The 23,437-nt window shown below is 69.5% G+C and carries 21 protein-coding genes; 11 read left to right on the forward strand and 10 right to left on the reverse strand.

Features of this window, described 5'->3' with window-relative positions:
- Nucleotides 1–120: 120 nt before the first annotated feature.
- From EDC82_RS05230 to EDC82_RS05250, 5 genes are all read left to right on the forward strand, one after another.
- A complete protein-coding gene (locus EDC82_RS05230; protein ID WP_062257521.1) occupies nucleotides 121–2,601 on the forward strand; it encodes a polyribonucleotide nucleotidyltransferase in 2,481 nt (826 codons plus the stop codon).
- Nucleotides 2,602–2,736: 135 nt separating this feature from the next.
- Nucleotides 2,737–3,843, forward strand: coding sequence for a YihY/virulence factor BrkB family protein (locus tag EDC82_RS05235; protein ID WP_062257533.1), 1,107 nt, complete (start codon nucleotides 2,737–2,739; stop codon nucleotides 3,841–3,843).
- The gene (locus tag EDC82_RS05240; protein ID WP_235006122.1) at nucleotides 3,843–5,627 is read left to right on the forward strand and encodes an alkaline phosphatase D family protein; all 1,785 of its coding nucleotides are present in this window, start codon (nucleotides 3,843–3,845) and stop codon (nucleotides 5,625–5,627) included. The genes EDC82_RS05235 and EDC82_RS05240 overlap by 1 nt, the downstream gene beginning before the upstream one ends.
- A gap of 10 nt (nucleotides 5,628–5,637) precedes the next feature.
- Nucleotides 5,638–6,384, forward strand: coding sequence for a 4-hydroxy-tetrahydrodipicolinate reductase (dapB, locus tag EDC82_RS05245; protein WP_006946352.1), 747 nt, complete (start codon nucleotides 5,638–5,640; stop codon nucleotides 6,382–6,384).
- Nucleotides 6,385–6,539: 155 nt separating this feature from the next.
- Nucleotides 6,540–7,217, forward strand: coding sequence for a DedA family protein (locus EDC82_RS05250; RefSeq protein ID WP_006946364.1), 678 nt, complete (start codon nucleotides 6,540–6,542; stop codon nucleotides 7,215–7,217).
- Here EDC82_RS05250 and EDC82_RS05255 read toward each other — a convergent pair.
- The 3 genes from EDC82_RS05255 to EDC82_RS05265 are packed head-to-tail and all read right to left on the reverse strand — an operon-like array spanning nucleotide 7,204 to nucleotide 10,354.
- Entirely contained in the window at nucleotides 7,204–7,923 is a 720-nt protein-coding gene (locus EDC82_RS05255) for an LUD domain-containing protein (protein ID WP_006946357.1), read from the reverse strand. The two genes, EDC82_RS05250 and EDC82_RS05255, sit on opposite strands and share 14 nt — an antisense overlap.
- The gene (locus EDC82_RS05260) at nucleotides 7,920–9,560 is read right to left on the reverse strand and encodes a LutB/LldF family L-lactate oxidation iron-sulfur protein (protein WP_006946361.1); all 1,641 of its coding nucleotides are present in this window, start codon (nucleotides 9,558–9,560) and stop codon (nucleotides 7,920–7,922) included. The genes EDC82_RS05255 and EDC82_RS05260 overlap by 4 nt, the downstream gene beginning before the upstream one ends.
- Nucleotides 9,557–10,354 (reverse strand): (Fe-S)-binding protein, encoded by a 798-nt coding sequence (locus EDC82_RS05265; protein WP_062257523.1) that lies wholly within the window; start codon nucleotides 10,352–10,354, stop codon nucleotides 9,557–9,559. The genes EDC82_RS05260 and EDC82_RS05265 overlap by 4 nt, the downstream gene beginning before the upstream one ends.
- 60 nt (nucleotides 10,355–10,414) lie before the next feature.
- On the opposite strand from EDC82_RS05265, the gene EDC82_RS05270 reads away from it, so the two are divergent.
- Entirely contained in the window at nucleotides 10,415–11,311 is an 897-nt protein-coding gene (locus tag EDC82_RS05270; RefSeq protein WP_082740689.1) for a FadR/GntR family transcriptional regulator, read from the forward strand.
- Nucleotides 11,312–11,421: 110 nt separating this feature from the next.
- Here EDC82_RS05270 and EDC82_RS05275 read toward each other — a convergent pair whose 3' ends face one another.
- Nucleotides 11,422–12,246: a hemolysin III family protein gene (locus EDC82_RS05275; protein ID WP_062257525.1), complete on the reverse strand. Its 825-nt coding sequence runs from the start codon at nucleotides 12,244–12,246 to the stop codon at nucleotides 11,422–11,424.
- Nucleotides 12,243–13,391, reverse strand: coding sequence for a helix-turn-helix domain-containing protein (locus tag EDC82_RS05280; RefSeq protein WP_062257527.1), 1,149 nt, complete (start codon nucleotides 13,389–13,391; stop codon nucleotides 12,243–12,245). Before EDC82_RS05280 ends, EDC82_RS05275 begins: the two co-directional genes overlap by 4 nt.
- A gap of 85 nt (nucleotides 13,392–13,476) precedes the next feature.
- Here EDC82_RS05280 and EDC82_RS05285 point away from each other — a divergent pair, with 85 nt between their 5' ends.
- From EDC82_RS05285 to EDC82_RS15115, 3 genes are all read left to right on the forward strand, one after another.
- Complete coding sequence (locus tag EDC82_RS05285) at nucleotides 13,477–14,625, forward strand: ferredoxin reductase (protein ID WP_074040533.1); 1,149 nt, start codon at nucleotides 13,477–13,479, stop codon at nucleotides 14,623–14,625.
- Between the two features lie 114 nt (nucleotides 14,626–14,739).
- Nucleotides 14,740–15,903 (forward strand): acyl-CoA desaturase, encoded by a 1,164-nt coding sequence (locus EDC82_RS05290; RefSeq protein ID WP_038570627.1) that lies wholly within the window; start codon nucleotides 14,740–14,742, stop codon nucleotides 15,901–15,903.
- A 269-nt stretch (nucleotides 15,904–16,172) separates the two neighbouring features.
- Complete coding sequence (locus tag EDC82_RS15115; RefSeq protein ID WP_144693322.1) at nucleotides 16,173–16,304, forward strand: type II toxin-antitoxin system VapC family toxin; 132 nt, start codon at nucleotides 16,173–16,175, stop codon at nucleotides 16,302–16,304.
- 48 nt (nucleotides 16,305–16,352) lie between these two features.
- Here EDC82_RS15115 and EDC82_RS05295 read toward each other — a convergent pair whose 3' ends face one another.
- The 4 genes from EDC82_RS05295 to EDC82_RS05310 are packed head-to-tail and all read right to left on the reverse strand — an operon-like array spanning nucleotide 16,353 to nucleotide 18,848.
- A complete protein-coding gene (locus EDC82_RS05295; protein WP_038567630.1) occupies nucleotides 16,353–16,658 on the reverse strand; it encodes an AzlD domain-containing protein in 306 nt (101 codons plus the stop codon).
- Entirely contained in the window at nucleotides 16,655–17,563 is a 909-nt protein-coding gene (locus EDC82_RS05300) for an AzlC family ABC transporter permease (RefSeq protein WP_062258085.1), read from the reverse strand. The genes EDC82_RS05295 and EDC82_RS05300 overlap by 4 nt, the downstream gene beginning before the upstream one ends.
- Entirely contained in the window at nucleotides 17,560–18,057 is a 498-nt protein-coding gene (locus EDC82_RS05305) for a dihydrofolate reductase (protein WP_062258083.1), read from the reverse strand. Before EDC82_RS05305 ends, EDC82_RS05300 begins: the two co-directional genes overlap by 4 nt.
- Nucleotides 18,054–18,848, reverse strand: a complete 795-nt coding sequence (locus EDC82_RS05310) for a thymidylate synthase (RefSeq protein ID WP_062258080.1) — start codon at nucleotides 18,846–18,848, stop codon at nucleotides 18,054–18,056. Before EDC82_RS05310 ends, EDC82_RS05305 begins: the two co-directional genes overlap by 4 nt.
- A gap of 130 nt (nucleotides 18,849–18,978) precedes the next feature.
- On the opposite strand from EDC82_RS05310, the gene dapA reads away from it, so the two are divergent.
- Nucleotides 18,979–19,869, forward strand: a complete 891-nt coding sequence (dapA, locus tag EDC82_RS05315) for a 4-hydroxy-tetrahydrodipicolinate synthase (RefSeq protein WP_062258078.1) — start codon at nucleotides 18,979–18,981, stop codon at nucleotides 19,867–19,869.
- The gene (locus EDC82_RS05320) at nucleotides 19,869–21,548 is read left to right on the forward strand and encodes a ribonuclease J (protein ID WP_062258077.1); all 1,680 of its coding nucleotides are present in this window, start codon (nucleotides 19,869–19,871) and stop codon (nucleotides 21,546–21,548) included. Before dapA ends, EDC82_RS05320 begins: the two co-directional genes overlap by 1 nt.
- 283 nt (nucleotides 21,549–21,831) lie before the next feature.
- Here EDC82_RS05320 and EDC82_RS05325 read toward each other — a convergent pair whose 3' ends face one another.
- Nucleotides 21,832–23,397, reverse strand: a complete 1,566-nt coding sequence (locus EDC82_RS05325; protein ID WP_131940790.1) for an aminotransferase class V-fold PLP-dependent enzyme — start codon at nucleotides 23,395–23,397, stop codon at nucleotides 21,832–21,834.
- Nucleotides 23,398–23,437: the final 40 nt, after the last annotated feature.

The raw sequence follows: 23,437 nt of genomic DNA on the forward strand, positions 1-23,437 counted from the left end.
GTGGCCGCCTCTCGGTGTTTTCGAGGCACGCGCCGCGTCGCCTCGAAGCAGCAAGAAACGGGCCGCGCACAACGACGATGCGCGTCCCGAGACGAAGATGAAACAAGAAGGAGGCCCCACATGGAGGGTCCCGAGATCCAGTTCGCCGAAGCCGTCATCGACAACGGCTCGTTCGGCACCCGCACCGTCCGCTTCGAGACGGGCCGCCTGGCCAAGCAGGCCAATGGCGCCGTCATGGCGTACCTCGACGACGACACGTGCCTGCTGTCGACGACGACGGCCAGCAAGCAGCCGAAGGAGCACTTCGACTTCTTCCCGCTGACGGTCGATGTCGAGGAGCGCAGCTACGCCGCCGGCAAGATCCCCGGCTCGTTCTTCCGCCGCGAGGGTCGCCCCTCGACGGACGCCATCCTCACCTGCCGTCTCATCGACCGCCCGCTGCGCCCGGCCTTCAAGAAGGGTCTGCGCAACGAGGTCCAGGTCGTCATCACCGTGCTCGCGCAGAACCCGGACGTGCAGTACGACGTCCTCGCGATCAACGGTGCGTCCGCGTCGACGCAGATCTCCGGTCTGCCGTTCACGGGCCCGATCGGTGGCGTCCGCGTCTCCCTCATCGACGGCCAGTGGGTCGCCTTCCCGAACTTCTCCGACATCGAGCGCTCGGCGTTCGACATGGTCGTCGCCGGCCGCATCGTGGGTGATGATGTCGCCATCATGATGGTCGAGGCGGAGTCGACGGAGTCGACGTGGAACCTCGTGAAGAACGGCACACAGGCCCCGACCGAAGAGGTCGTCGCCGAGGGCCTCGAGGCCGCGAAGAAGTTCATCCGCGTCCTGTGCGAGGCCCAGATGGAGCTCGCGAAGCAGGCGGCCAAGGAGGTCCAGGACTTCCCGGTCTTCCTCGACTACCAGGACGACGTGTACGAGGCCGTCGCGAAGGACGGCACCGACCAGACGGCCGCCGCGATGACGATCGCGGGCAAGGCCGAGCGCGAGAGCAAGCTCGACGAGATCAAGGACGCGCTCAAGGCCGAGCTGGCCGGCGAGGGCAAGCCGTTCGAGGGCCGCGAGTCCGAGGTCTCCGCCGCGTTCCGCTCGCTGCAGAAGCAGCTCGTGCGCGAGCGCATCCTGCGCGACAAGGTCCGCATCGACGGCCGTGGCCTCGCCGACATCCGCGCGCTCTCGGCCGAGGTCGAGGTGCTGCCGCGCGTGCACGGTTCCGCGATCTTCGAGCGCGGCGAGACGCAGATCATGGGCGTCACGACGCTCAACATGCTGCGCATGGAGCAGCAGATCGACTCGCTGTCGCCGAGAACGCGCAAGCGTTACATGCACCACTACAACTTCCCGCCGTTCTCGACGGGTGAGACGGGTCGCGTCGGTTCGCCGAAGCGTCGCGAGATCGGCCACGGCGCGCTCGCCGAGCGTGCGCTCATGCCGGTGCTGCCGACGCGTGAGGAGTTCCCGTACGCCATCCGTCAGGTCTCCGAGGCACTCGGCTCGAACGGTTCGACGTCGATGGGTTCGGTCTGCGCCTCGACGCTGTCGCTGCTCAACGCCGGTGTGCCGCTGCGCGCGCCCGTCGCCGGTATCGCGATGGGTCTCGTCTCCGCCGAGATCGACGGTGAGACGCAGTACGCCGCGCTCACCGACATCCTCGGCGCCGAGGACGCGTTCGGCGACATGGACTTCAAGGTCGCCGGTACGCGCGAGTTCGTCACGGCCATCCAGCTCGACACGAAGCTCGACGGCATCCCCGCGCAGGTGCTCGCCGGCGCGCTGACGCAGGCCCGCGACGCGCGTCTGCACATCCTCGACGTCATGAACGAGGCAATCGACGCTCCCGACGAGATGTCGCCGTTCGCTCCGCGCGTGCTCGCCGTCAAGATCCCCGTCGACAAGATCGGTGAGGTCATCGGCCCGAAGGGCAAGATGATCAACCAGATCCAGGAGGACACCGGCGCCGACCTGTCGATCGAGGACGACGGCACGGTCTACATCGGTGCGACGGACGGCCCGAGCGCCGAGGCTGCGCGCAACGCCGTCAACGCCATCGCGAACCCGCAGATGCCGGAGGTCGGCGAGCGCTTCCTCGGCACCGTCGTCAAGACGACGACGTTCGGCGCGTTCGTCTCGCTCCTGCCGGGCAAGGACGGCCTGCTGCACATCTCCGAGGTGCGCAAGCTCATCGGCGGCAAGCGCATCGACGCCGTCGAGGACGTCCTCAAGATCGGCCGGAAGGTCCAGGTCGAGCTCAAGGAGATCGACCCGCGCGGCAAGCTGTCGCTCGGTGTCGTCGAGGAGGCCAAGGCCGACGACGCGCCCGAGGCGCCGAACGAGACGACGCCGGCCGCTCCGGCCGACGTCGACGCCGACAGCGCTGACGCCGCCGCGAAGATCGCCGACGCTGCGGGCCACATGGACTCCGGTCACGCGAGCGATGAGGACGGCGAGCGCAAGCCGCGTCAGCGTCGTCGTGGCGGCCGTGGCCGTGGCCGCGGCAACGACGCTGCCGAGGGCCGCGGTGACGCCGCGTCCGACCAGCTCGTCGACGCCGGTGACGACGACCAGGCGGCATCCGCGACGTCCGAGGACGCCTGAGCCGCTCACGTGAGGGAGCGCGCCCACCGTTGAGGTGAGCTGCTCCGTCCGACGAACCCGCCCCCGATCCGCGACCCGCGGCTCGGGGGCGGGTTCGTCATCTCACCCGTGTGGGGCGCATGGGATGATGCGCAGGTGAACTCAGTGGAGCGTGCCGACGGGTTCCAGCGTCGACATCCGGCGCTGGGCTACCCGATCGGTGTCATCTACAAGTTCGTCGACGACCAGGGCGCCTACCTCGCGGCGCTGATCACGTACTACGGGTTCCTGTCGATCTTTCCGCTCCTGCTGTTGCTGCAGTCGGTTCTCGGCTTCGTCATCGACGGTGACGACCGGTTGCGTCAGCAGATCCTCGACTCGGTGCTCGCGCAGATCCCGGTGCTCGGGCCGTCGCTGCACTCCGCGTCGATCGAGTCGCTGACGGGCAGCGTGTCGGCCATCGTCATCGGCGCGATCGTGGCGCTCTACGGTGGCCTCGGCGTGGCGCAGGCGATCCAGCACACGAGCAACCACTGCTGGGCGGTGCCGCGCAACAGCCGCCCGAACCCGATCCTCATGCGCGTGCGCAGTGGCGCCATCATCATGTTCCTCGGGGCGGCGCTCATCGCCATCGGCATCCTGCCGACGCTGTGGAAGCCGTTGCAGAGCTGGGCGTGGTTGCTCAACGTCGTGTTCGGCACGGGCATCTTCCTGCTGCTCATGAAGATGACGAACGCGCGCGGCGAGGGCTGGGGGCGTCTCGCGCCGGGCGCGTTCTTCATCAGTTTCGCCTGGCAGTTCTTCGTCGCGAACAGCACGACCTTCACGAACATCTTCGGGGCCCGTTCGACAGGCACCTACGGCACCTATGGCGGCATCCTGACGCTGCTTCTCGCCAGTTACCTCATGTCGTTGTCGTTCGTCATCGGCACCGAGATCAACGTCGTGCTGCACAAGCATCTGTACCCGCGTTCCCTCATGACACAGTTCACCGACGACGTCGACCTGACGCTCGCCGACCAGCAGGCGTACGCGGGGCAGGCGCAGATGCAACGGTTCAAGAACTACGAATCCATCGACGTCGTCTTCGACAAGGACGGCGACGGTCTCGCCGATCAGCCCTCGGATCTCGACGTGCGGTGGAAGGATGCGGTGCGGGCTCACGACGACTGGTTGCAGACTCGCCACCCGATGCGCCCGAGCGGCATGTGGGGCCTGAACGCCGAGAACGAGGATCGCAGCAGCGCGGACGGGAGCGAATGATGGGGGAGCAGACCATGGTGACGAACAAGAATGACACGGTGATGCAGACCAGCGACGAGCCGATCGTCCTGGGGCCGATGGTGCGCTACACCAGCGAATGCGAAGCGTCGATGTGGGTCGAGACCCGCGACGCCGGGGAGGTCGCCGTCATCACCGACGGTGGGCGCTGGAGCGCGCGCACGTTCGGCGCACACGGGCATCACTACGCCCTCGTGATCCTGGACGGTCTCGAGCCGGGGCAGACGTACGGCTACCGCGTCGAGGTGAACGGCGAACAGGCGTGGCCCCTGGCGGACTCGCCGTTCCCCGACCCGTTCTTCAAGACGCTGCTGCACTCACGCCCCACGAAGATGGCGTTCGGCAGCTGCCGCACGAGCGAACCGCACGATGCGAAGAGCAACCGCAAGAACGGCATCGACTCGCTGCGCGCCGTCGCGCACGAGATCGCCCGCGACCCTCACGACGAGCGGTGGCCCGACCTCGTCGTGCTGCTCGGCGACCAGGTCTACGCCGACGAGACGTCGGAGGCGATGCAGGAGTACATCGAGGCGCGCCGCGGGCTCGACGCGCCGCCCGGCGAGGAGCTCAAGGACTACGTCGAGTACGCGCACCTGTACCGCCTCGCCTACAGCGAACCGGCGGTGAGGTGGCTGCTGTCGACGCTGCCGAGCGCGATGATCTTCGACGACCACGACGTGCGTGACGACTGGAACACGTCGCAGACGTGGCACGAGAAGATGAACGCGACGCCCTGGTGGCACGAGCGCATCGTCGGCGCACTCGGGTCGTACTGGGTCTATCAGCACTGTGGCAACCTCTCGCCCGAGGCGCTCGCCGATGACGAGCTGTGGCAGCTCATCACGTCGCACACCGGGGACGACGAGCTCGACATCACCGCCGCCGTCGACGCGTTTGCCGAGCGGGTTGACGAGGACCCGACGACGTACCGCTTCTCCTACACCCGTGATCTGGGCGAGTCGAAGCTCATCGTCGTCGACTCGCGGGCGGCGCGCGACCTACGTCCCGATCACCGCGCGATGCTCGACGCGGACGAACTGCGCTGGCTCGATGACGAGTTGCGCGGCGACGTCGAGCACCTGTTCATCGGCACCTCGCTGCCGTTCTTCATGCCCGAGGGCCTGCACATGCTCGAGGCGCTCGACGAGGCCGCGGCCGAGGGGACGTGGGGCCGTCCGGCGGCGTTCTTGGGGGAGAAGCTGCGTCAGGTCGTCGACCTCGAGCACTGGGCGGCGTTCAGCGACACGTTCTTCAAGGTCAGCGACATGCTGTTCGAGGTCGCGCGTGGTGAGCGTGGCCGAGCGCCGAGGACGATCACGTTCCTGTCGGGCGACATCCACAACTCGTTCCTGTCGGAGGTCAACGGCGGCGAGGAGCTGACGTCGCGCATCTTCCAGGCCGTCTGCTCGCCGATCCGTAACCCGCTGCCGCGCCACGTGCGCGCGCTGCAGGCGATGATCGGCAAGGGCCTCGCGTTCCCGCTGCGCGCCGTCGTCGAGCGCACGAGCGTGCGCACGCCGTCGTTCCGCTGGCGCACGACGCACGGGCCGTGGTTCGACAACAACCTCGCAGTCGTCGAGGTGACGGGCGACGGTCTCGACTTCCGCTGGCTGACCGGCGAGATCCGCGACGGCGACCTCGAGCACCCGCACACGCGGGTCGTCAGCGACATCCGCATCGAGGGTGACGGTGAGTCGAAGCGTCTCGACACGTGGCAGCCACTCGGCATTCGGATCCTGACGCGCGTGGCGCACCTTCGTCGATAGGGTCGCGTCCATGAGCGAGACGATCAAGGTTGCAGTCATCGGTGCCGCCGGGCGCATGGGCAGCGAGGCGGTCAAGGCCGTCGAGGCCGCGGACGACATGACGTTCGTCGGTGGCTTCGACGCCGGGGACGACCTGGGCGACCTCGGGGGTGCCGACGTCGCGATCGAGCTGACGGTGCCCGCCTCGTCCCCGACGAACGTCGCGCAGTGCATCGAGCGCGGCGTCAGCGTCGTCGTCGGCACGACGGGGTGGGACGACGCGAAGCTCGCGACGCTGCGGGCGCAGCTCGACGCGGCGCCCGGCGTCGGTGTGCTCATCGCGCCGAACTTCTCGATCGGTGCGCTGCTCATGATGAAGTTCGCCCGCGAGGCGGCGAAGTTCTACGAGAGCGTCGAGGTCGTCGAGATCCACCACCCGAACAAGGTCGACGCGCCGTCCGGCACGGCCGCGCACACGGCGCGCGCCATCGCCGAGGCACGTGAGCAGGCGGGGCTGGGGCCGGTGCCAGACGCGACGGAATCCGACCCCGACGGCGCGCGCGGCGCCCGCGTCGACGGCATCCCGGTGCACGCGATCCGCATGCGCGGGCGCGTCGCGCACCAGGAGGTGCAGTTCGGCGCCGAGGGTGAGGCCCTGACGATCCGTCACGACAGCTTCGAGCGCGTGAGCTTCATGCCGGGCGTGCTGACGGGCGTGCGCGGCGTCGTCACGACCCCGGGGCTCACGGTGGGCCTGGAAAACTTCCTCGGGCTCTGAGCTCGGATGCTCCGTCTGGGCCTGAGGTCCGCCCGGGCGGTGCGCCGACAGCGTCCGTCCGCGTGAACGTCGAAGGCCCGGACGGTCGCGCTGGCGTCGCCTGCCGGACACCTGGGCGTCAGGTCGGGGCCACGTCGCGCGGCTAGCGTTCTGGAATGCTCGATGCCGTGCTCGCGCCGCTCGAACACCTCATGACGTCGTGGTGGATCTACCCGGCGCTCTTCGGCCTGTGCACGCTCGATGCGTTCGTGCCTGTTTTTCCCAGCGAAGCCCCGCTCATCCTCGCCGGGGTGTACGCCGCGTCCGATCCGAACGGGCCGCAGCTCGTGCTCGTCGTGCTCGTGGCCACGCTGGGGGCGGCACTGGGCGATCACCTCTCCTACGGCATCGGCCGGGTCGTCGGTGCGCGCTCGCTCGGGGCGCACGGTTCGCGGCGTGCTCGCACGTTCGAGAAGGTCTCGCGCGTGCTGCACGAACGAGGGTCGTGGGCGTTGCTCGTCGTGCGCTTCATCCCGGGCGGACGCAGCGTCGGCACGATGTCGCTCGGCGCTGCACGCTACCCGCTCCTGCGGCAGTTCACGCCGTACGACCTGCTCGCGACGCTGCTGTGGGCCCTGCACGGTTGCCTCATCGGCTACATCGGCGGCCGTGCGTTCGGCGACAACCACCTCGCGGGCATCCTCACCGGCATGGGGCTCGCGATGGCGGTCGCGTCGCTGCTCGAAGGCGTGCGCCACGTCCGAACGAAACGCCGCATGACGCGCGAAAGCCACGCCGCGAGTGGTGATTCCACCCGAGACGCGGCGTCGTCCGTCGAGGTCAGTCAGTCGTGACGATGACGTGCAGGCGCCGCGGGCCGTGCACCCCTTCGACGCGATCGAGCTCGATGTCGCTCGTCGCGCTCGGACCGGAGATCCACGTCAGCGGATGCCCCGCCTCGACGCTCGCGCGCAGGGCGCCGACGGCGGCCGGCACGTCCGCGTGGATCTGGTCGGCCCGCACGAGACAGACGTGCAGATCGGGCACGAGCGTCAGCGCACGACGCCCCTGCCCCGCAGTGTGATCGAGGACGATCGTGCCCGTCTCGGCGATGGCCGCGGCACACGTCGTGACGACCGCCTCGATGGCGTCGAGACCGTCGGGCGTGCCCGGGTCTTCGCGCGCCATCGACGCATCGACCGCGCCGACGACTGCCTCGGGCAGCCCGGCCGGCAGCAGGACGCCGTTCGCGCCCTCGAGCGCCGCGGCGACACGCGCGCCGGCGTCAGCTGCCGAGGCACGTTCGACGACCGCCTTGTAGTCCTCGGTGCGCTCGACGAACAGGTCGACGAGGTCGGGCGACCCCGCCGCGGGGGTGGCGTCGGCCGCAGCGCGCGAACCGTCCGCATCAAGTGACGTCGCCTGGGCGCCGGCGCTGCCCGACGACGAATCCCGCTGCGTCGTCGCCGAATCGGCCCGCTGCGACGACGTGCTCGTCACCCCGGCGTTCGCGTTGGCCGTCCGGATGCGCTGCAGGATCTCCTCGCGTGCGCTGCTCATGCCTCGTCCTCGCTGTCGCTGGTGGGGTGGGGGAGCCCGGCGTCGCGGGCGCTCGTGCCGTAGTGGCCCTCGACGTCGACTCCGGCGCGGTTCGGACGCGACCCCGCTGCGGCCTGGCCGCTCTCGTCGAGCCGGCCGCCGTCGGTGCGCGCGAACCACTCGCGGAACGTCTCGGTCGGGGGAGCGGGGATGTCACGCGCTGCGCTCCACGGCGCGAGGGGCCCGGGAATCGCGCCGAGGTAGGAGACGTCCTCACGCTTGAAGACCTTGCCGGCCACCGTCGCGAGCGTCTGCAGACGCCCCATGCGCTTGCCGGAGGCGAGCGCCCATTCGGCGCCCGCGATGGCGGTGCGCTCGAAGCTCGGGACGCGCGAGGCGGCGCGCTTCTTCTCGACGACCTGCGTGCGCAGTTCGACGAGGATCTTCGGAAAGTCGATCTTGACGGGGCACACCTCGCTGCACGCGCCGCACAGTGACGACGCGAAGGGCAGCGCCTTGTCGCGATCGGAGTCGAGGCCGCGCATCTGCGGGGTGAGGATGGCGCCGATCGGTCCGGGGTAGACGCTCGTGTAGGCGTGCCCGCCCACGCGTTCGTAGACGGGGCAGACGTTGAGGCACGCCGAGCAGCGGATGCAGCGCAGCGCCTCGCGCCCGACGGTGTCCGACAACACGCGCGTGCGGCCGTTGTCGACGAGCACGACGTGGACGTCCTGCGGGCCGTCGGCCTCGCTCGACCCCGTCCACATCGACGTGTAGGGATTCATGCGCTCACCGGTCGACGAACGTGGCAGCAGTTCGAGCATGACGGCGAGGTCGTCCCACGTCGGCAGCACCTTCTCGATGCCGACGACGGAGATGAGCGTCTCCGGCAGCGTCAGGCACATGCGTCCGTTGCCCTCGGACTCGACGACGGCGAGCGTGCCCGTCTCCGCGACGGCGAAGTTGGCGCCCGAGATCCCGACCTTGGCGCGCAGGAACTTCTCGCGCAGGTGACGACGGGCAGCGTCGGCGAGCGCGGCGGGATCGTCGCTCAGGTTCTCGGGGGCCGGGCGGCCGACCTCGCCCATCTCGGTGCGGAAGATGTCGCGGATCTCGCTGCGGTTCTTGTGGATCGCGGGCACGAGGATGTGCGACGGGCGGTCGTGGCCGAGCTGGACGATGAGCTCGGCGAGGTCGGTCTCCCACGCGTCGATGCCCGCGGCTTCGAGGGCCTCGTTGAGCTCGATCTCCTGCGTCGCCATCGACTTGACCTTGACGACTTCCTGCGTGCCTGTCGCCTTGACGAGGTCGACGACGATGCGGTTGGCCTCCTCGGCGTCACGCGCCCAGTGGACCGTCGCGCCGGCGCGCGTCAGCGACTCCTCGAGCGTGACGAGCAGCGTGTCGAGGTCGGCGAGCACGTCGTCCTTGACGGCGGCGCCGCGCGTGCGCAGTTGCTGCCAGTCGTCGACCTCGCCGACGACCTCGGCGCGCTTGGCGCGGATCGTGCCGGTCGCGTGACGCAGGTTGGCGCGCAGTTGGGCGTCGTCGAGGGCGTGCTTCGCCTCGTGCGGGAAGGCCGGCATCCCGACGAACGTCGCGGTCGTCGTGCCGACGGGCAGACCCGCGTCGGCGGCGGTGCGGGGCTGGCAGCTCATGCGGGGTCCTGTTCGGTCGAGGCGAGCACTTCGGCGAGGTGGATGGTCTTGACGCCGGTGCGTCCGCGGTGCAGCAGACCGCCGATGTGGGCGAGGCACGAGTTGTCGCCGGCGACGACGTACTCCGCGCCCGTCTCGACGACGTGGCGCGCCTTGTCGTTTCCCATGGCGACGGAGACGTCGGGGTTCTTGACGCTGAACGTGCCCCCGAAACCGCAGCACTGCTCGGCGGCGGGCAACTCGCGCAGGTCGGCACCGGCGACCGCGCGCAGCAGCTGCAGCGGACGGTCGCCGACGCCGAGCATGCGCAAGCTGTGGCAGGTGGGGTGGTAGGTGATGCGGTGCGGGAAGTAGGCGCCGACGTCGGTGACGCCGAGCACGTCGACGAGGAATTCGGACAGTTCGAGCACCCGCGGGGCGAGCGCGTCGACCTCGCGGGCGAGGCCCTGGTCGCCGACCCGCTCGGCGATCATCTCGTGCTGCTCGCGGACGGATCCGGTGCAGGAGCCGGAGGGGGCGACGACGTAGTCGAACGCGTCGAACGTGTCGACGAACCCGCGCACGAGGCCCTTAGCGTCGTTCGCGTACCCGGTGTTGGTGAACATCTGGCCGCAGCAGGTCTGCTCGGTGGGGAACTCGACGTCGACCCCGAGGCGGCGTAGGAGCTTCACCGTCGCGATCGGCGCCTTGGGAAACATCGTGTCGTTGAAGCAGGTCGCGAAGATCGCGACGCGTGGGCGGGTGGGGGCGATCGTCACGACGGCATCCTTAATGGTCTGACCAATGTGCTGCATCTCACTCTAGAAGCATGACCCCCGACGGTCAAGAAGTCGAGGCCGCGTAGCATGCCGCCCATGACCCACCCCTGCGCGCCCGCCTCGCCCGAACCGGGCCCGCCGCCCGCAGCCGAGGAATCCGGTCTGTCGAACCCGGGGCAGCCGGCGTCGGAACCGGCCCCCGCGCCGGACGCGACGCCCGTCCAGGTCGAGACTCCGGCTGGCGCGCAGGGTGCCAACCCGGTCGCGTCACGATCGGGGCGTGCCTACGAGGGTGTCGTGCAGTGGGTCGAGGACGGCATCGTCTCGGGCCGTCTGCGTGTCGGCGACGTGCTGCCCGCCGAGCGTGACCTCGCCGCGCAACTCGCCGTCAGCCGTGCCGTGGTGCGTGAGGGCGTGCGCGCCTTGCACGCCATCGGGGTCGTCGACTCGCGCGTCGGAGCCGGTGCGGCCGGCGGCACCGTCATCACGGCCGTGCCGACGGAGGCGCTCAACCGGTTCTTGCGCATGCACGTGGCGCTCGCGCAGTTCAGCCTCCTCGACGTCGTCGACGTGCGCTGCAGCCTCGAGGGCCTGTCGGCGCGGCTGGCCGCGCGCAACGCGACCGACGCCGACCATGCGCGCCTCGCCGACCTGATCACCGCGATGCGTGACGACGACCTGCCGCCCGATGTCTTCAACGCGTGCGACACCCATTTCCACGTCGCCATCGCGCGGGCCGCGGGCAACGCGCTCGCCACCGACCTCACCGTCGCCATCCGCGAATCCATGCGCAGCCCCATCCGTCACGGCATGAACCACGTCGACGACTGGCCGGCTGTGCGCGCGCGGTTGCGCGAGGAGCACGAGGCCATCGCCGCGGCGCTCGCGGACGGCGACGGCTCACGCGCCGCCGATCTGCTCGACGCGCACATCCGACGCGCGAGCGAGCAACTCCTCGGGGACGGCGCGCAGGCAGCCGGCGACACCGCCTGACGGGACGACTTGCGCTGGTCGGTGCTCGCGTGGCGGAGGCGAGGCCCACGGTGGCGATCCTGTGGCCCGCGCCGACGGCCGGGCGGGCAAGGCACGCGGGGAGGCCGCCGTCAGCGCGTGAGGACGATGGCCGCCGCGATGAAGTGGGCGATGAACGCGGCGACGGTGCAGGCGTGGAAGATCTCGTGGAAGCCGAACACTCGCGGCCACGGATCAGGGCGTTTGAAGCCGTAGACGACGGCCCCGAGGGTGTAGAGGATGCCGCCCGCGGCGATGAGCGTCATGACGAGGGTGCCGCCCGCGGCGTGCAACGGCCCGGCGTAGAAGATCGCGACCCAGCCGAGCGCGACGTAGATCGGCGTGTAGAGCCAACGCGGCGCATGCACCCAGGACGTGCGGAAAGCGACGCCGAGCAGCGCGCCGACCCACACGATGACGAGCAGACTCACCCGTTGCCGGCCCGCGAGCAGTGTCAGCGCGAACGGCGTGTACGTGCCGGCGATGATGAGGTAGATGTTCGAGTGGTCGAGGCGGCGCAGGATCGTGTCGGCGCGCGGGCTCCAGTATCGGCGGTGATACAGCGCCGACGTGCCGAACAGCATCGTCGCCGTAGCACCGAGGACGAGCGCCCCGACGCGCGCCGGGGTCGTGTCGGCGAGCAGGGCGAGCACGAGACAACCGATGAGGCACAGGGGCGCGAGGACGAGGTGCAGCCACCCGCGCAGCAGGGGTTTCATCGCCACCGCCAGGGCCTCGCCCGCGGGGTGCTCACCATGTTCGCCGTGCCCAGTGGACTCGCCGTGCCCGTCAGGCAGAGCCGACCGTGTGGGTTCATGGATCATCGGGTCGAGGGTCATGGCGTCGGGGTTCGTGTCGTCGGCGTTCGTCGGTTGGGCTGCTGCGGGTTGCGGACGGTCGGTTGCGGGGGTGTTCACTGCGGGCTCCTCGATCGGTCGGCGATCAGCCCGAGCGTCAGCTCCAGGCCGGTGCGGGCGTCGGTGAGCGTGTCACCGTAGTGTTCGCGCAGGGTGCCCAGGCGGTAGCGCACCGTCTGGGGGTGGACGTGGAGGGCCTCGGCGACCTCCTCGCGGCGTCCGTGGTGCAGCAGCCAGGCGAGCAGCGTCTCGGCGAGCACGGCCCGCTTGGCCTCCGAGACGTCGGCGAGCGGCGCCAGGGCGCGCTCGCGCAGCATCTGCGCGACGAGCGGGTCGGCGTCGAGGATCAGTTCGGGCAGCAGCGTGTCGGCGTCCGCCGGTTCACTCACCCGGGCGAATCGCAGCGCGCGTCGGGCGCGCGTCACCGATTCGGCGGCGCGGCTCCAGGCGAGCGCCGGCCCGAGGGCTGCTGTGGTCGTAGCGCAGGCAGCGAGGACGCGCGCGCGGTTGCCGGGTGGGAGGTCGGGCACGAGCACGAGCGGCGAGCCGTCCGGGGTGCGCGACCACAGGGCCTTCTCACCGACGGCGCTCGCGACGGCCGCCGGGGCGTCGCCCGTCAGTGCCAGCGCCGTGAGGGTGCGCGGCGGGTTCCAGTGAGCCCGTTCGGCGAGATGCTCGAGCGTGTCGGGCTGGTCGCCCGCGACGAATGCCGCCGCCAGCTGGTCGCGTCGGCGCGCGAGCTCACGGGTGCGGGCCGTCATGGCCGCGGTGTGGCCGGCGAGGCTCTCGACGGACAACTCGTCGATGAACGCGAACGTGCCCGCAGCGAGGCTCGCGATGCTCGCGGCCGACTCGCCCTGCGCGACGGCGCGTTCGGCGAAGTGCGTCCACGCCTCGCGGGCGCCGACGCGGTAGGCCGTGAGCAGCGCGTCGCTCGAGCGCCCCGTTTCCGCCTCGCCCTGGCCGAGGCGGTAGGCGCCGGTGCGCATGGCCGTGGCGGACGTCGTGTCGCCGTCGTCACCGAGGGTGTCGAGGAAGGCCGCGAGGGCCATCGCGACGGCCGCCTCGATGTTCGCGCGCAGTGTGTCGCCGAACTCGCGGTCGTAGCCGGGCACCTCTCGGATGATGGCCTCGACGCACCCGCTGGCCGTGTTCGGCAGGTGCTCTCGCAGGGTGGCAATGGTGTCTTGCCGCAGAGTCGACATGTTCACACTCTACGAACAAATACCGAAAAGATCATGTGAGGTCGCGGTCAAGAATTATCAGCTGCGCGCCAAATACGCTGGTCGCATGCCGCACGCCGTCTCCTCATCAACCACGATGGCCCGCTCGTCGGACGAACGGCGGGCCTCCGCCCGCCTGAAGCATCTCGCCTGGAACGCCGTGCGCACCCTGACGACGCCGCTGCTGCCCGACGACTACCTCGACCTCGTCGACCCGCTGCGCAGCCCCCGCTACCTGCGCGCCCGCGTCGTCGACGTGCACCCCGAGACGGCGGACGCCGCGACCGTCACGCTGCAGCCGGGCCTCGGTTGGGCAGGGCACGTGCCGGGGCAGTTCATCCGCGTCGGCGTCGACGTCGACGGGGTGCGCCTGTGGCGTGCGTACTCGGTGACGTCGGGGCCGCGCGACGACGGGCGCATCACGATCACCGTCAAGTCACTCTCCGGCGGGCTCGTCAGCTCCCACCTGCACGAGTCGTTGCGCTCCGGCCAGATCGTGCACCTCGAACAGGCGAGCGGCGAGTTCGTCTGGACGGGAGGTGTCGAGCCGACGCTGTACGTCACTGGCGGCTCCGGCATCACCCCCGTCATGGGCATGCTGCGCCACCGTCTCGCCGCCGAGGGCGAGCGTTCCGACGGCGAACGCACGCACGACATCGTCGTCGTGCACTCGGCCGGCCACCCCGAGGACGTCATCTTCGCCGACGAGCTGCGCGGGCTGCACGAGCGTGGCGCCATCACCCTCGTCGAGCGCCACACACGCCTCGAGGGCCGGCTCGAACCGGCCGAGCTCGACCATCTCGTACCCGACTGGCGCGATCGTGAGGTGTACGCGTGCGGCCCCGCCGGGATGCTGCGGATGCTGCGCGAGTTCGCCGAACTCAATGGCGTCGAGGACAAGCTGCACACCGAGAACTTCGTCGTCGAGCTCGCCGAACCGGGGGAGGGCGGCACCGCGACCATCGTCATGGGCACGACGACGCGGGAGGTCGCCGTCAGCGGCGAGACGTCGATCCTCGACGCGGCCGAGGCCGCCGACATCCTCGTGCCGAGCGGATGCCGCATGGGCATCTGTTACGGCTGCGTGCTGCCGCTGCGTTCCGGCGCGGTGCGCGACATGCGCACCGGCGAGGTGACGAGCGGCACTGACGGCGACGGCGTCATGGTGCAGACCTGCATCTCCTCCGCCGCCGGGGACTGCACGATCGGACGCTGAATTCGACGCCTGTGCAGGGCGCCGGCCGGGCGCGAGATCGGCTCGGGCGCCTCACGACGAACCACGACCATGACGAACCGCACGACGAGAACGACGAAGAAGGATGGCTGTCGCATGACCGCACTGCAGAAGAAGGACCACAACCCGATCGCTCACCTGAGCCGCGCCGACATCGAGCGTCTCGGTGAGGAGCTCGACGCGGTGCGTGCACGGGTCGTCGAGAGCCGGGGCGAGAAGGACGCGGCGTACATCCGTCGTGTCATCCAGGTGCAGCGTGGCCTCGAGATGGGGTCGCGGGCACTGTTGTTGTTCTCGAAGAAGAAGCCGGCGTTCGTCATCGGGACGGCGGGGCTCGCCGTGGCGAAGATCCTCGAGAACATGGAGATCGGCCACAACGTCATGCACGGCCAGTGGGATTGGATGCGCGACCCGAAGATCCACTCGAGTACGTGGGAGTGGGACAACGCCTCGCCCGCCGACCTGTGGAAGCACAGCCACAACGAGCTGCACCACACGTACACGAACGTCATCGGGCGCGACAACGACCTCGGGTTCGGCATCATGCGCGTCGACGAGGATCAGAAGTGGGTGCCGTTCTACCTCGCACAGCCGATGTGGAACTTCATCAACGCGTGCTTCTTCGAGTACGGCATCGCCGCGTACGACCTGGAGATCGGCAAGTACCTCAAGGGGCGCAAGGACAAGGACGTATTCGCCCGCGACGGTCGCAAGGTGCTGCACAAGATCCGTGAGCAGGTGACGAAGGACTACATTGCGCACCCGCTGCTCTCGGCGCTGACGGGGTCGGGCAAGCAGACGATCAAGGCGAACTTCATCGCGAACCTCACGCGCAACCTCTGGACACACTCGGTCATCATGTGCGGACACTTCCCGAGTGGTGTCGAGACGTTCACGAAGAAGTCGATCGTCGGGGAGACGCGCGGCGACTGGTACCTGCGCCAGATGCTCGGTTCGGCGAACATCAGCGGTTCGCGGGCCATGCACATCGCGACGGGCAACCTGAGCTACCAGATCGAGCACCACATGTTCCCCGACCTGCCGAGCAACCGGTACGCGGAGATCAGCGAGCAGGTGCAGGACATCGCTCGCCGCTACGGGTTGTCCTACGTGACGGGGCCGCTGCCGAAGCAGATCGCGTCGGCCTGGTGGGCGATCATCCGCCTGTCGCTGCCGAACGAGTACGCCGCGAAGCTCGAGCGGAAGCCCCAGAACGTCACGCAGCTCGTGCAGCGGCAGGTGCAGCCCCAAGCCGCCTGAGTCTCGCCATGGGCTCACGAGCACCTCCTTGCTCGCTTTGCTGCCGAGGAGGTGCTCGTCTTGGCCACTCTGAGGATGCCAGATGTCGATGAGGTCGTCCACGAGCGCCTGCGCCGTCAGGCTGCGGAGCCTGGACGTTCCGTCGAGGCCGAGGTGCGGGCGATTCTCGCGGCAGCGACCCACGTGCCGGAGAAGAATTTCTTGCAGACGCTGCGTGAGCGCACGCGACCGCCCACGTTCTCGCGAGTGCTACGTCGGTCGGGCGAGTCATGGGAACGGCGGATGCCCAGATCGCCGGTATCGCTCTGGCCGCCGGCTCTGCACTCGCCACGCGCAACGCGCAGGATTTCGCCGGGGTCGGCGGGCTGCGCCTCATCGATCCCCTCGAAAGCTCGTCCTGAGGTCTCACTCCACCATAGGGAGCGAGATCTGAATCCAGGAGCGTCGGCTCAGAACAACCGGATGATCGCGGCCGTCGCGGCCGCGACGATGACGACGACGATGAACGGCGCGCGCAGAACCAGGGCGATGATCGCTGCGACGGCCGCCGCTGCGCGCGCGTCGATGACGACCCGGCCGCCGTCGCCGACGAACGCCTGGACACACACGAGGCCGGTGAGCAACGCCACCGGTAGCAGCGCGACGATGTTCGACGTCCGCTTGCCCTCGAGGTAGCGCGGCGGCACGAGATAGCCGATGAACTTGAGCACGAACGACAACGCGCTCGCGAGCAGAACCGTCGTCCATGTGCTCATGTCGTCGATCCGATCCGGCCGGCGTCGGACGGGCCACCGGGCGTCGCGCCGTCACCGGGCGCATCGGCGCGAGACGTCTCGACGCCGGGAACGTCGGCGCTCGACTCGCCGTCGGCTGAGGGGGAATCGTGCCGTGTGGAGTACCACCAGCCGACGACGACGGCCGCGACGACCGTCGCGAGAACGGGCACGCCGGCCTGCGTGAGCGGCGACAACCCGAGCGCGATGCACGCGGCGAGCGCCGCCGTCACCTTGCCCTGCAGCGTGCCGAGGCGCGGCCACAGCAGCGCCATGAAGGCGCCGACGGCGGCGGCGTCGAGGCCGTACTTCTTCGGGTCGCCCATCGCGTTGCCGGCGACTGTGCCGACGAACGTCATCGTGTTCCACATGACGTAGACGCCCAGGCCCGTCCACCAGAATCCGGTGCGTGACAACTGTTCGGTGGGGCGCCCGACCGACATGGCGGCCGACTCGTCGATCGTCACCTGCGCGGCGAGGAGGCGCCGCAGCCCGCGCGGGCGTAGGAACTGGTTGATCTGCAGACCATAGATGCCGTTGCGCACGCCGAGCAGTGACGACGTCGCGACGGCCGACGCTCCCGACCCACCGCCACCGAGCACCCCGACGACGGCGAACTGCGAACCGCCGGAGAACAACAGCAGCGACAGCGCCATCGTCTGCCAGGTCGTGAGGCCCGCAGCGATGGCGAGCGCGCCGAAGCTGACGCCGGACACGCCCGTCGCGATCGCGAGGGAGACCGAGTCCTTCTTGACGGCCGCGGCGTCCTCGTGGAGGGCGTCGGGATGGTCGTGGTCGGAGTGGTCGCCAGGGGTGTGCGCCGTCCGGTGATGACGGACGTCGACGGGCGCGTCACCTCCCGACGTCTCGTGCCGGGCGTCGCTCACGAGGTGCGGCGTTCGTACATGACGAGCGTGAACCCGTCGCGCGGTGCGCGCTGCGTCTCGACCCACACGGCCGGGTCGATCGTGGGAAAGTGGGCGTCGCCCTCAGGCGCGAGGGGGATCTCGCTGATGAGCAGACGGGTGACGTGGTCCATCGTCGCGGCGTAGATCTGCGCGCCGCCGACGACGAACGCGTCCTGGCCGGCGACCTGTTCGAGGGCTTCGTCGACAGAGTGAACGACGGTGACGGACGTGTCGTCACGCGCCGGCTGTGCGGGGGCGAACTCGGGATCGTGCGTCACGACGATCGAGCGGCGCCCGGGCAGGGTGCCCATCGTCGCGAACGTCGTGCGCCCCATGATCATGGGGTGAGCCATCGTCGTCGCCTTGAAGTGCGCGAAGTCGGCGGGGATGTTCCACGCCATGTCGCCGCCCGTGCCGATGACGCCGTTCTCGGCGACGGCGGCGATGCTCGTCAGCTGGGGCGCATCGCTCATACCGCCACCTGGGCCTTGATCGCGGGGTCGGCCTCGTAACCGTCGAGGCGGATGTCATCGAGCTCGAACGCGTCGAGCGCCGTCACGTCGGGGTTGAGCACGAGCGTCGGCAGCGTCTTCGGCGTACGTGTCAGCTGGAGGCGCGCCTGGTCGAGGTGATTGACGTAGAGGTGCGCGTCGCCGAGCGTGTGGACGAAATCGCCCACCGCGAGGCCCGTGACCTGCGCGACCATGTGGGTCAGGAGGGCATACGAGGCGATGTTGAACGGGACGCCGAGGAAGACGTCACCACTGCGCTGGTAGAGCTGGCACGACAGCTTTCCGTCGGCGACGTAGAACTGGAACATCGTGTGGCACGGCGGCAGCGCCATGTCGTCGACGTCGGCGACGTTCCACGCCGAGACGATGTGACGACGGCTGTCGGGGTTCGTGCGAATCGACTCGACGACGCGCGCGATCTGGTCGATCGTCTCGCCGTTCGGCGTCGGCCACGAGCGCCACTGGTGGCCGTAGATCGGCCCGAGGTCACCGTCGGCGTCGGCCCATTCGTCCCAGATCGAGATCTTGCGCTCGTGCAGCCATGCGACGTTCGTGTCGCCGCGGAGGAACCACAGCAGTTCGCCGAAGATCGAGCGCAGGTGCAGCTTCTTCGTCGTGAGAACGGGAAACCCCTGGGACAGGTCGAAGCGCATCTGATGACCGAAGACGCTGAGCGTCCCCGTGCCCGTGCGGTCGTCCTTGCGGGTGCCCTCGTCGAGAATGCGCCTCAGCAGTGCGTGATATTGCTCCACGCGCCTCACTGTAGGACGCGCCGGTGACAAGGCGCCTGCGGCGTCCGCTTCGTGGTGGCGAGTTGGTGGTGGCGACGTCGCGCGCGGCGGGCGTCCGCACACGTGGACGCTCGTGCACTAACCTGGGCGCATGACGACGACGACACCTTTCGGGCGCATGGTCACGGCCATGGTGACGCCCATGAAACCGGACGGCTCGATCGACTACGACGGAGTGAAGAAGCTCGCCGAGCACCTCGTCGCGAACGGGCACGACGGCCTCGTCGTCAACGGCACGACGGGGGAGTCGGCGACGACGACCGACGAGGAGAACATCGAGACGGTGCGCGCCGTCGCCGACGCCGTCAAGGGCCGCACAGCGATCACCGCCGGGGTCGGTACGAACGACACCGCGCACTCGGTACGCGCCGCCAAGGCACTCGCGGACGCTGGGGCGGACGCCGTCCTCGTCGTCACGCCGTACTACAACAAGCCGACGCAGGCGGGCATCGTCGAGCACTTCAAGGCCGTCGTCGGCGCCACCGACCTGCCGGCCATGGCCTACGACATCCCCGGGCGCTCGGGGACGGCGCTCGCGAGCGACACGATCCGTCAGCTCGCGACGATCGACCAGGTGCGCGCGGTCAAGGATGCCAAGGGCGACTTCTTCGAGGCGACGAAGCTCATGGACGAGACCGATCTGCTGTGGTACTCGGGCGACGACGTCGTCAACCTCGCGTGGCTCGCGCTCGGCGCAGTCGGCGTCGTCTCCGTCGTCGGCCACGTGGCAGGCAACGAGTTCCGCGCGATGATCGACGCTGTCGACGCGGGCGACCTCGCGACGGCGCGCGCCATCCACACCAAGCTCATCCCCGCGATCGACGCGCTGATGAACACCTCCCAGGGCGCCATCATGGTGAAGGCCGCCCTCAAGGAGCAGGGCGTCATCAACTCCGACGCCATCCGCCTGCCGCTGCTGCCCGCGGACGAGGCGATGTACGCCGTCCTGCGTGACGGCCTGACGAAGGCGGGGCTGCTGTGATGAAGAGTCCGCTCGAACTCGGCCCGCCGCCCGCGCTGGCGAAGAACGGTGCGCGCATCATCGCGCTCGGCGGTCTCGGCGAGGTCGGCCGCAACATGACGGTCGTCGAGTACGGCGGACGCCTGCTCATCATCGACTGTGGTGTCCTCTTCCCCGAGGATCACCCGGGCGTCGATCTCATCCTGCCCGACTTCGACTACCTCAAGGATCGCCTCGACGACATCGAGGCCATCGTTTTGACGCACGGTCACGAGGACCACATCGGCGCGGTGCCGTACCTGTTGCGCATGAAGAACGACATCCCGCTCATCGGCTCGACGCTGACGCTCGCGCTCATCGAGGCGAAGCTCAAGGAGCACCGCATCCGCCCGTACACGATGGCGGTGAAGGAGGGCCAGCGCGAGAAGATCGGCCCGTTCGACTGCGAGTTCGTCGCCGTCAACCACTCGATCCCCGACGCGCTCGCCGTCTTCGTCCGAACCCCCGCAGGCAACCTGCTGTGCACCGGCGACTTCAAGATGGACCAGCTTCCGCTCGACGGCCGCATCACCGACCTGCGCGCGTTCGCGCGGCTCGGTGAGGAGGGCGTCGACCTGTTCCTCACCGACTCGACGAACGCCGAGGTGCCCGGCTTCACGACGCCGGAGAAGGACATCACGCCCGCGATCGAGCGCGTCTTCGAGAAGGCGGAGCGACGCATCATCGTCGCCTGCTTCTCCTCGCACGTGCACCGCGTGCAGCAGGTGCTCGACGCCGCCGAGGCCCACGGGCGCAAGGTCGCGATGGTCGGGCGCTCGATGGTGCGCAACATGACGATCGCCGCCGACCTCGGCTACCTCAAGGTGCCCGACAACGTGCTCGTCGACATCAAGAAGCTCGAGCAGATGCCCGAGGACAAGCAGGTGCTTATCTGCACCGGCTCGCAGGGTGAGCCGATGGCGGCGCTGGCGCGCATGGCGAACCGCGACCACCGTATCGACGTGGGGGAGGGCGACACCATCCTCATGGCGAGCTCGCTCATCCCGGGCAACGAGAACGCCGTCTACGGCCTCATCAACGGCCTCATGCGTCTCGGCGCCAATGTCGTGCACAAGGGCAACGCGATGGTGCACGTCTCGGGCCACGCCTCCGCCGGCGAGCTGCTGTACTGCTACAACGTCGTCAAGCCGAAGAACGTCATGCCGATCCACGGCGAGTGGCGTCACCTCGTCGCCAACGGCAAGCTCGCCGCCGCGACGGGTGTGCCGAGCGACCAGGTGCTGCTCGCCGAGAACGGCGTCGTCGTCGACCTCGTCAACGGCAAGGCTGCCATCACGGGCGCGGTGCCGGTCGGGTACGTCTACGTCGACGGTTCGCTCGTCGGTACGACCGACGAGGACATGCTCAAGGACCGCCGCATCCTGCGTGACGAGGGCTTCGTCACCGTCATCGTCGTGCGCGACGCGAAGACGGGCGCGATCCTCGCCGGCCCGGACATCCGCACGCGCGGCTTCGCCGAGGGCGACGAGGTGTTCGACCGCGTCCGGCCGAAGATCGAGCAGGCGCTGCTCGAGGCACGCAACAAGGGTGTCAAGGACAGCCACCAACTGCAGCAGGTCATCCGGCGCGCCGTGGGCGGTTTCGTCGGCGGCAAGCTGCGCCGCCGACCGATGATCATCCCGGTGGTCATCGACGCCTGACGCTTCGGGGGTATGTCAGGGGGTCGTGTGAGGCGGCTGAGATCGCCTCTGGCTGCCATCTCGGATGAATGAAGGGTGCGACGCGTGTGACGCGTCGCACCCTTCGTCCGTTGGGGTGCAACTGGATTCGAAATGGACGTCGAGGTTTGTTATTGAGCGTGGTCAAAAAAACTCGCATGAGCGCGCGAGCGGGCCCTTCGACAGGAGCCACCGCGTCGGCATCCCGTATCTGACGAAATGCGGCGGTGAGCCCCTCGCTGGGGCCCACCGCCGCTCGTTCTCCTCACCAGGGGCGGGGCTCTGAGAGGTCTCGTCGGTCGGTGACGGGGCTCCACCCGAGGCCCGGGGTGTGGGTGTAGTCGAAGGTGGGCCCATGGGTGACGAGAGCACGCACGGCGTCGACGAGGCGTCGTGCGTGCTCTGTCGTCGTGGCGAGACCGATCGAGGCGCGCACTGCCGTCGCGCCCTCGCCGAGGCGCGCGTCGCAGAGCAGGTGAGCGCAGAATCGCCCGTCGCGCACAGCGATGCCGTGCTCGTCTGCGAGCACCTGAGCGACGAGCGTCGGGTCGTATCCGGCGACGGTGAACGTCGTGACGCCGACGTTGTCGCTCGCATTCCGCCTTGGCGCGCCATCGTCGAGGTGAGCGTCCGCGGCATTCTGCTCGTCGAAGAGTTCGACGATCCTCACGCCGTCGATCGAGTTGAGACCGTCGCGGACGATGGCGTGGATCTTCTCCTCGCGCGCCTCGGCTTCGCCGCGCTGCGCGGACAGCGTCGAGGCTGCGGCCGCGAGCGCGATGGCCCCGACCGCGTTCGGGGTGCCGCCCTCGTGGCGTGCGGGCGCGGGCGCCCAGGCGACGTCGCCGGCGCCTGACGCATCTTCGCTGACGCGGTGGCTCGCGCCGCCGGCGCGGAAGTACGGAGGGGCGGTGTCGAGCCAGTCGCGGCGCCCGACGAGGGCTCCTGAACCGTACGGCGCGTAGGCCTTGTGGCCGGACAGAGCGACGTAGTCGATGCCCCAGGCGTCGATGTCGACGCGGCGGTGCGGGGCGAGCTGCGCGGCGTCGAGAGCCGTCCGCGCCTCATGCCGGCGGGCGACGGCGGCGAGGCGCTCGATGGGCCACACCTCGCCCGTCACGTTGCAGGCGCCGGTGATGAGGACCAACACGGGAGCATCGTTGTGGGCGCGGAATTCCGCCAGAGCGACGTCGAGGTAGCCCTCAGCCTCGGCGTGAGAGTGAGGGATCGGCAGCCGCGTCGTCCGCTCGTCCGCCCACGGCAGCAGCGCCGCGTGGTGCATCGAGCGGAACACGAAGACCTGCGTCTGTTGCGGCAGACAGTGAGCCAACAGGTTGAGCGCGTCCGAGGTGTTGCGCGTGAAGACGGTGACGTCGTCCTCGCGCGCGCCGACGAACGCGGCGACCTCCTGCCGAGCCTCCTCGTACCACCGGGTCGTCAGCTGCGACGCCCGTCCCGCACCGCGATGCACCGAACCGTACGTGCGCAGGGTCGTGTCGACGGCCCGCGCGGCGGCCTGCAGCGCGGGAGCCGTCGCGCCGTGGTCGAAGTTCGCGTGCTCGACGACGCGCCCGTCGAGCGTCGCGACGCCGAGATCGGCGCCGATCGTGGCCAGGGCGGCATTGGCCTGCTGCGGCGCGTCCGCGCGATGATGGGTAGCCGTGGGCGTCTCGCGACGGGACCCGCCGGGGTGCGCGGGCTGGGTGTGGTGACGCTCGGGGTCCGCGACGGGAGTCCCGGGGGTTACGGCGTGAGCGGGGCGGGTCGTGTGGCTCGCAGCGTGGCGGCGCGCGTCGGAGTCAAGGATCGAGAGAATGGCAGAACGGGGCATCGAGGCTCCTCGAATCAGGGGCCTCGCCGTCGCCAGATGG

It is taken from the genome of Dermacoccus sp. SAI-028 (assembly GCF_004346775.1).
Lineage (GTDB): Bacteria > Actinomycetota > Actinomycetes > Actinomycetales > Dermatophilaceae > Dermacoccus > Dermacoccus nishinomiyaensis.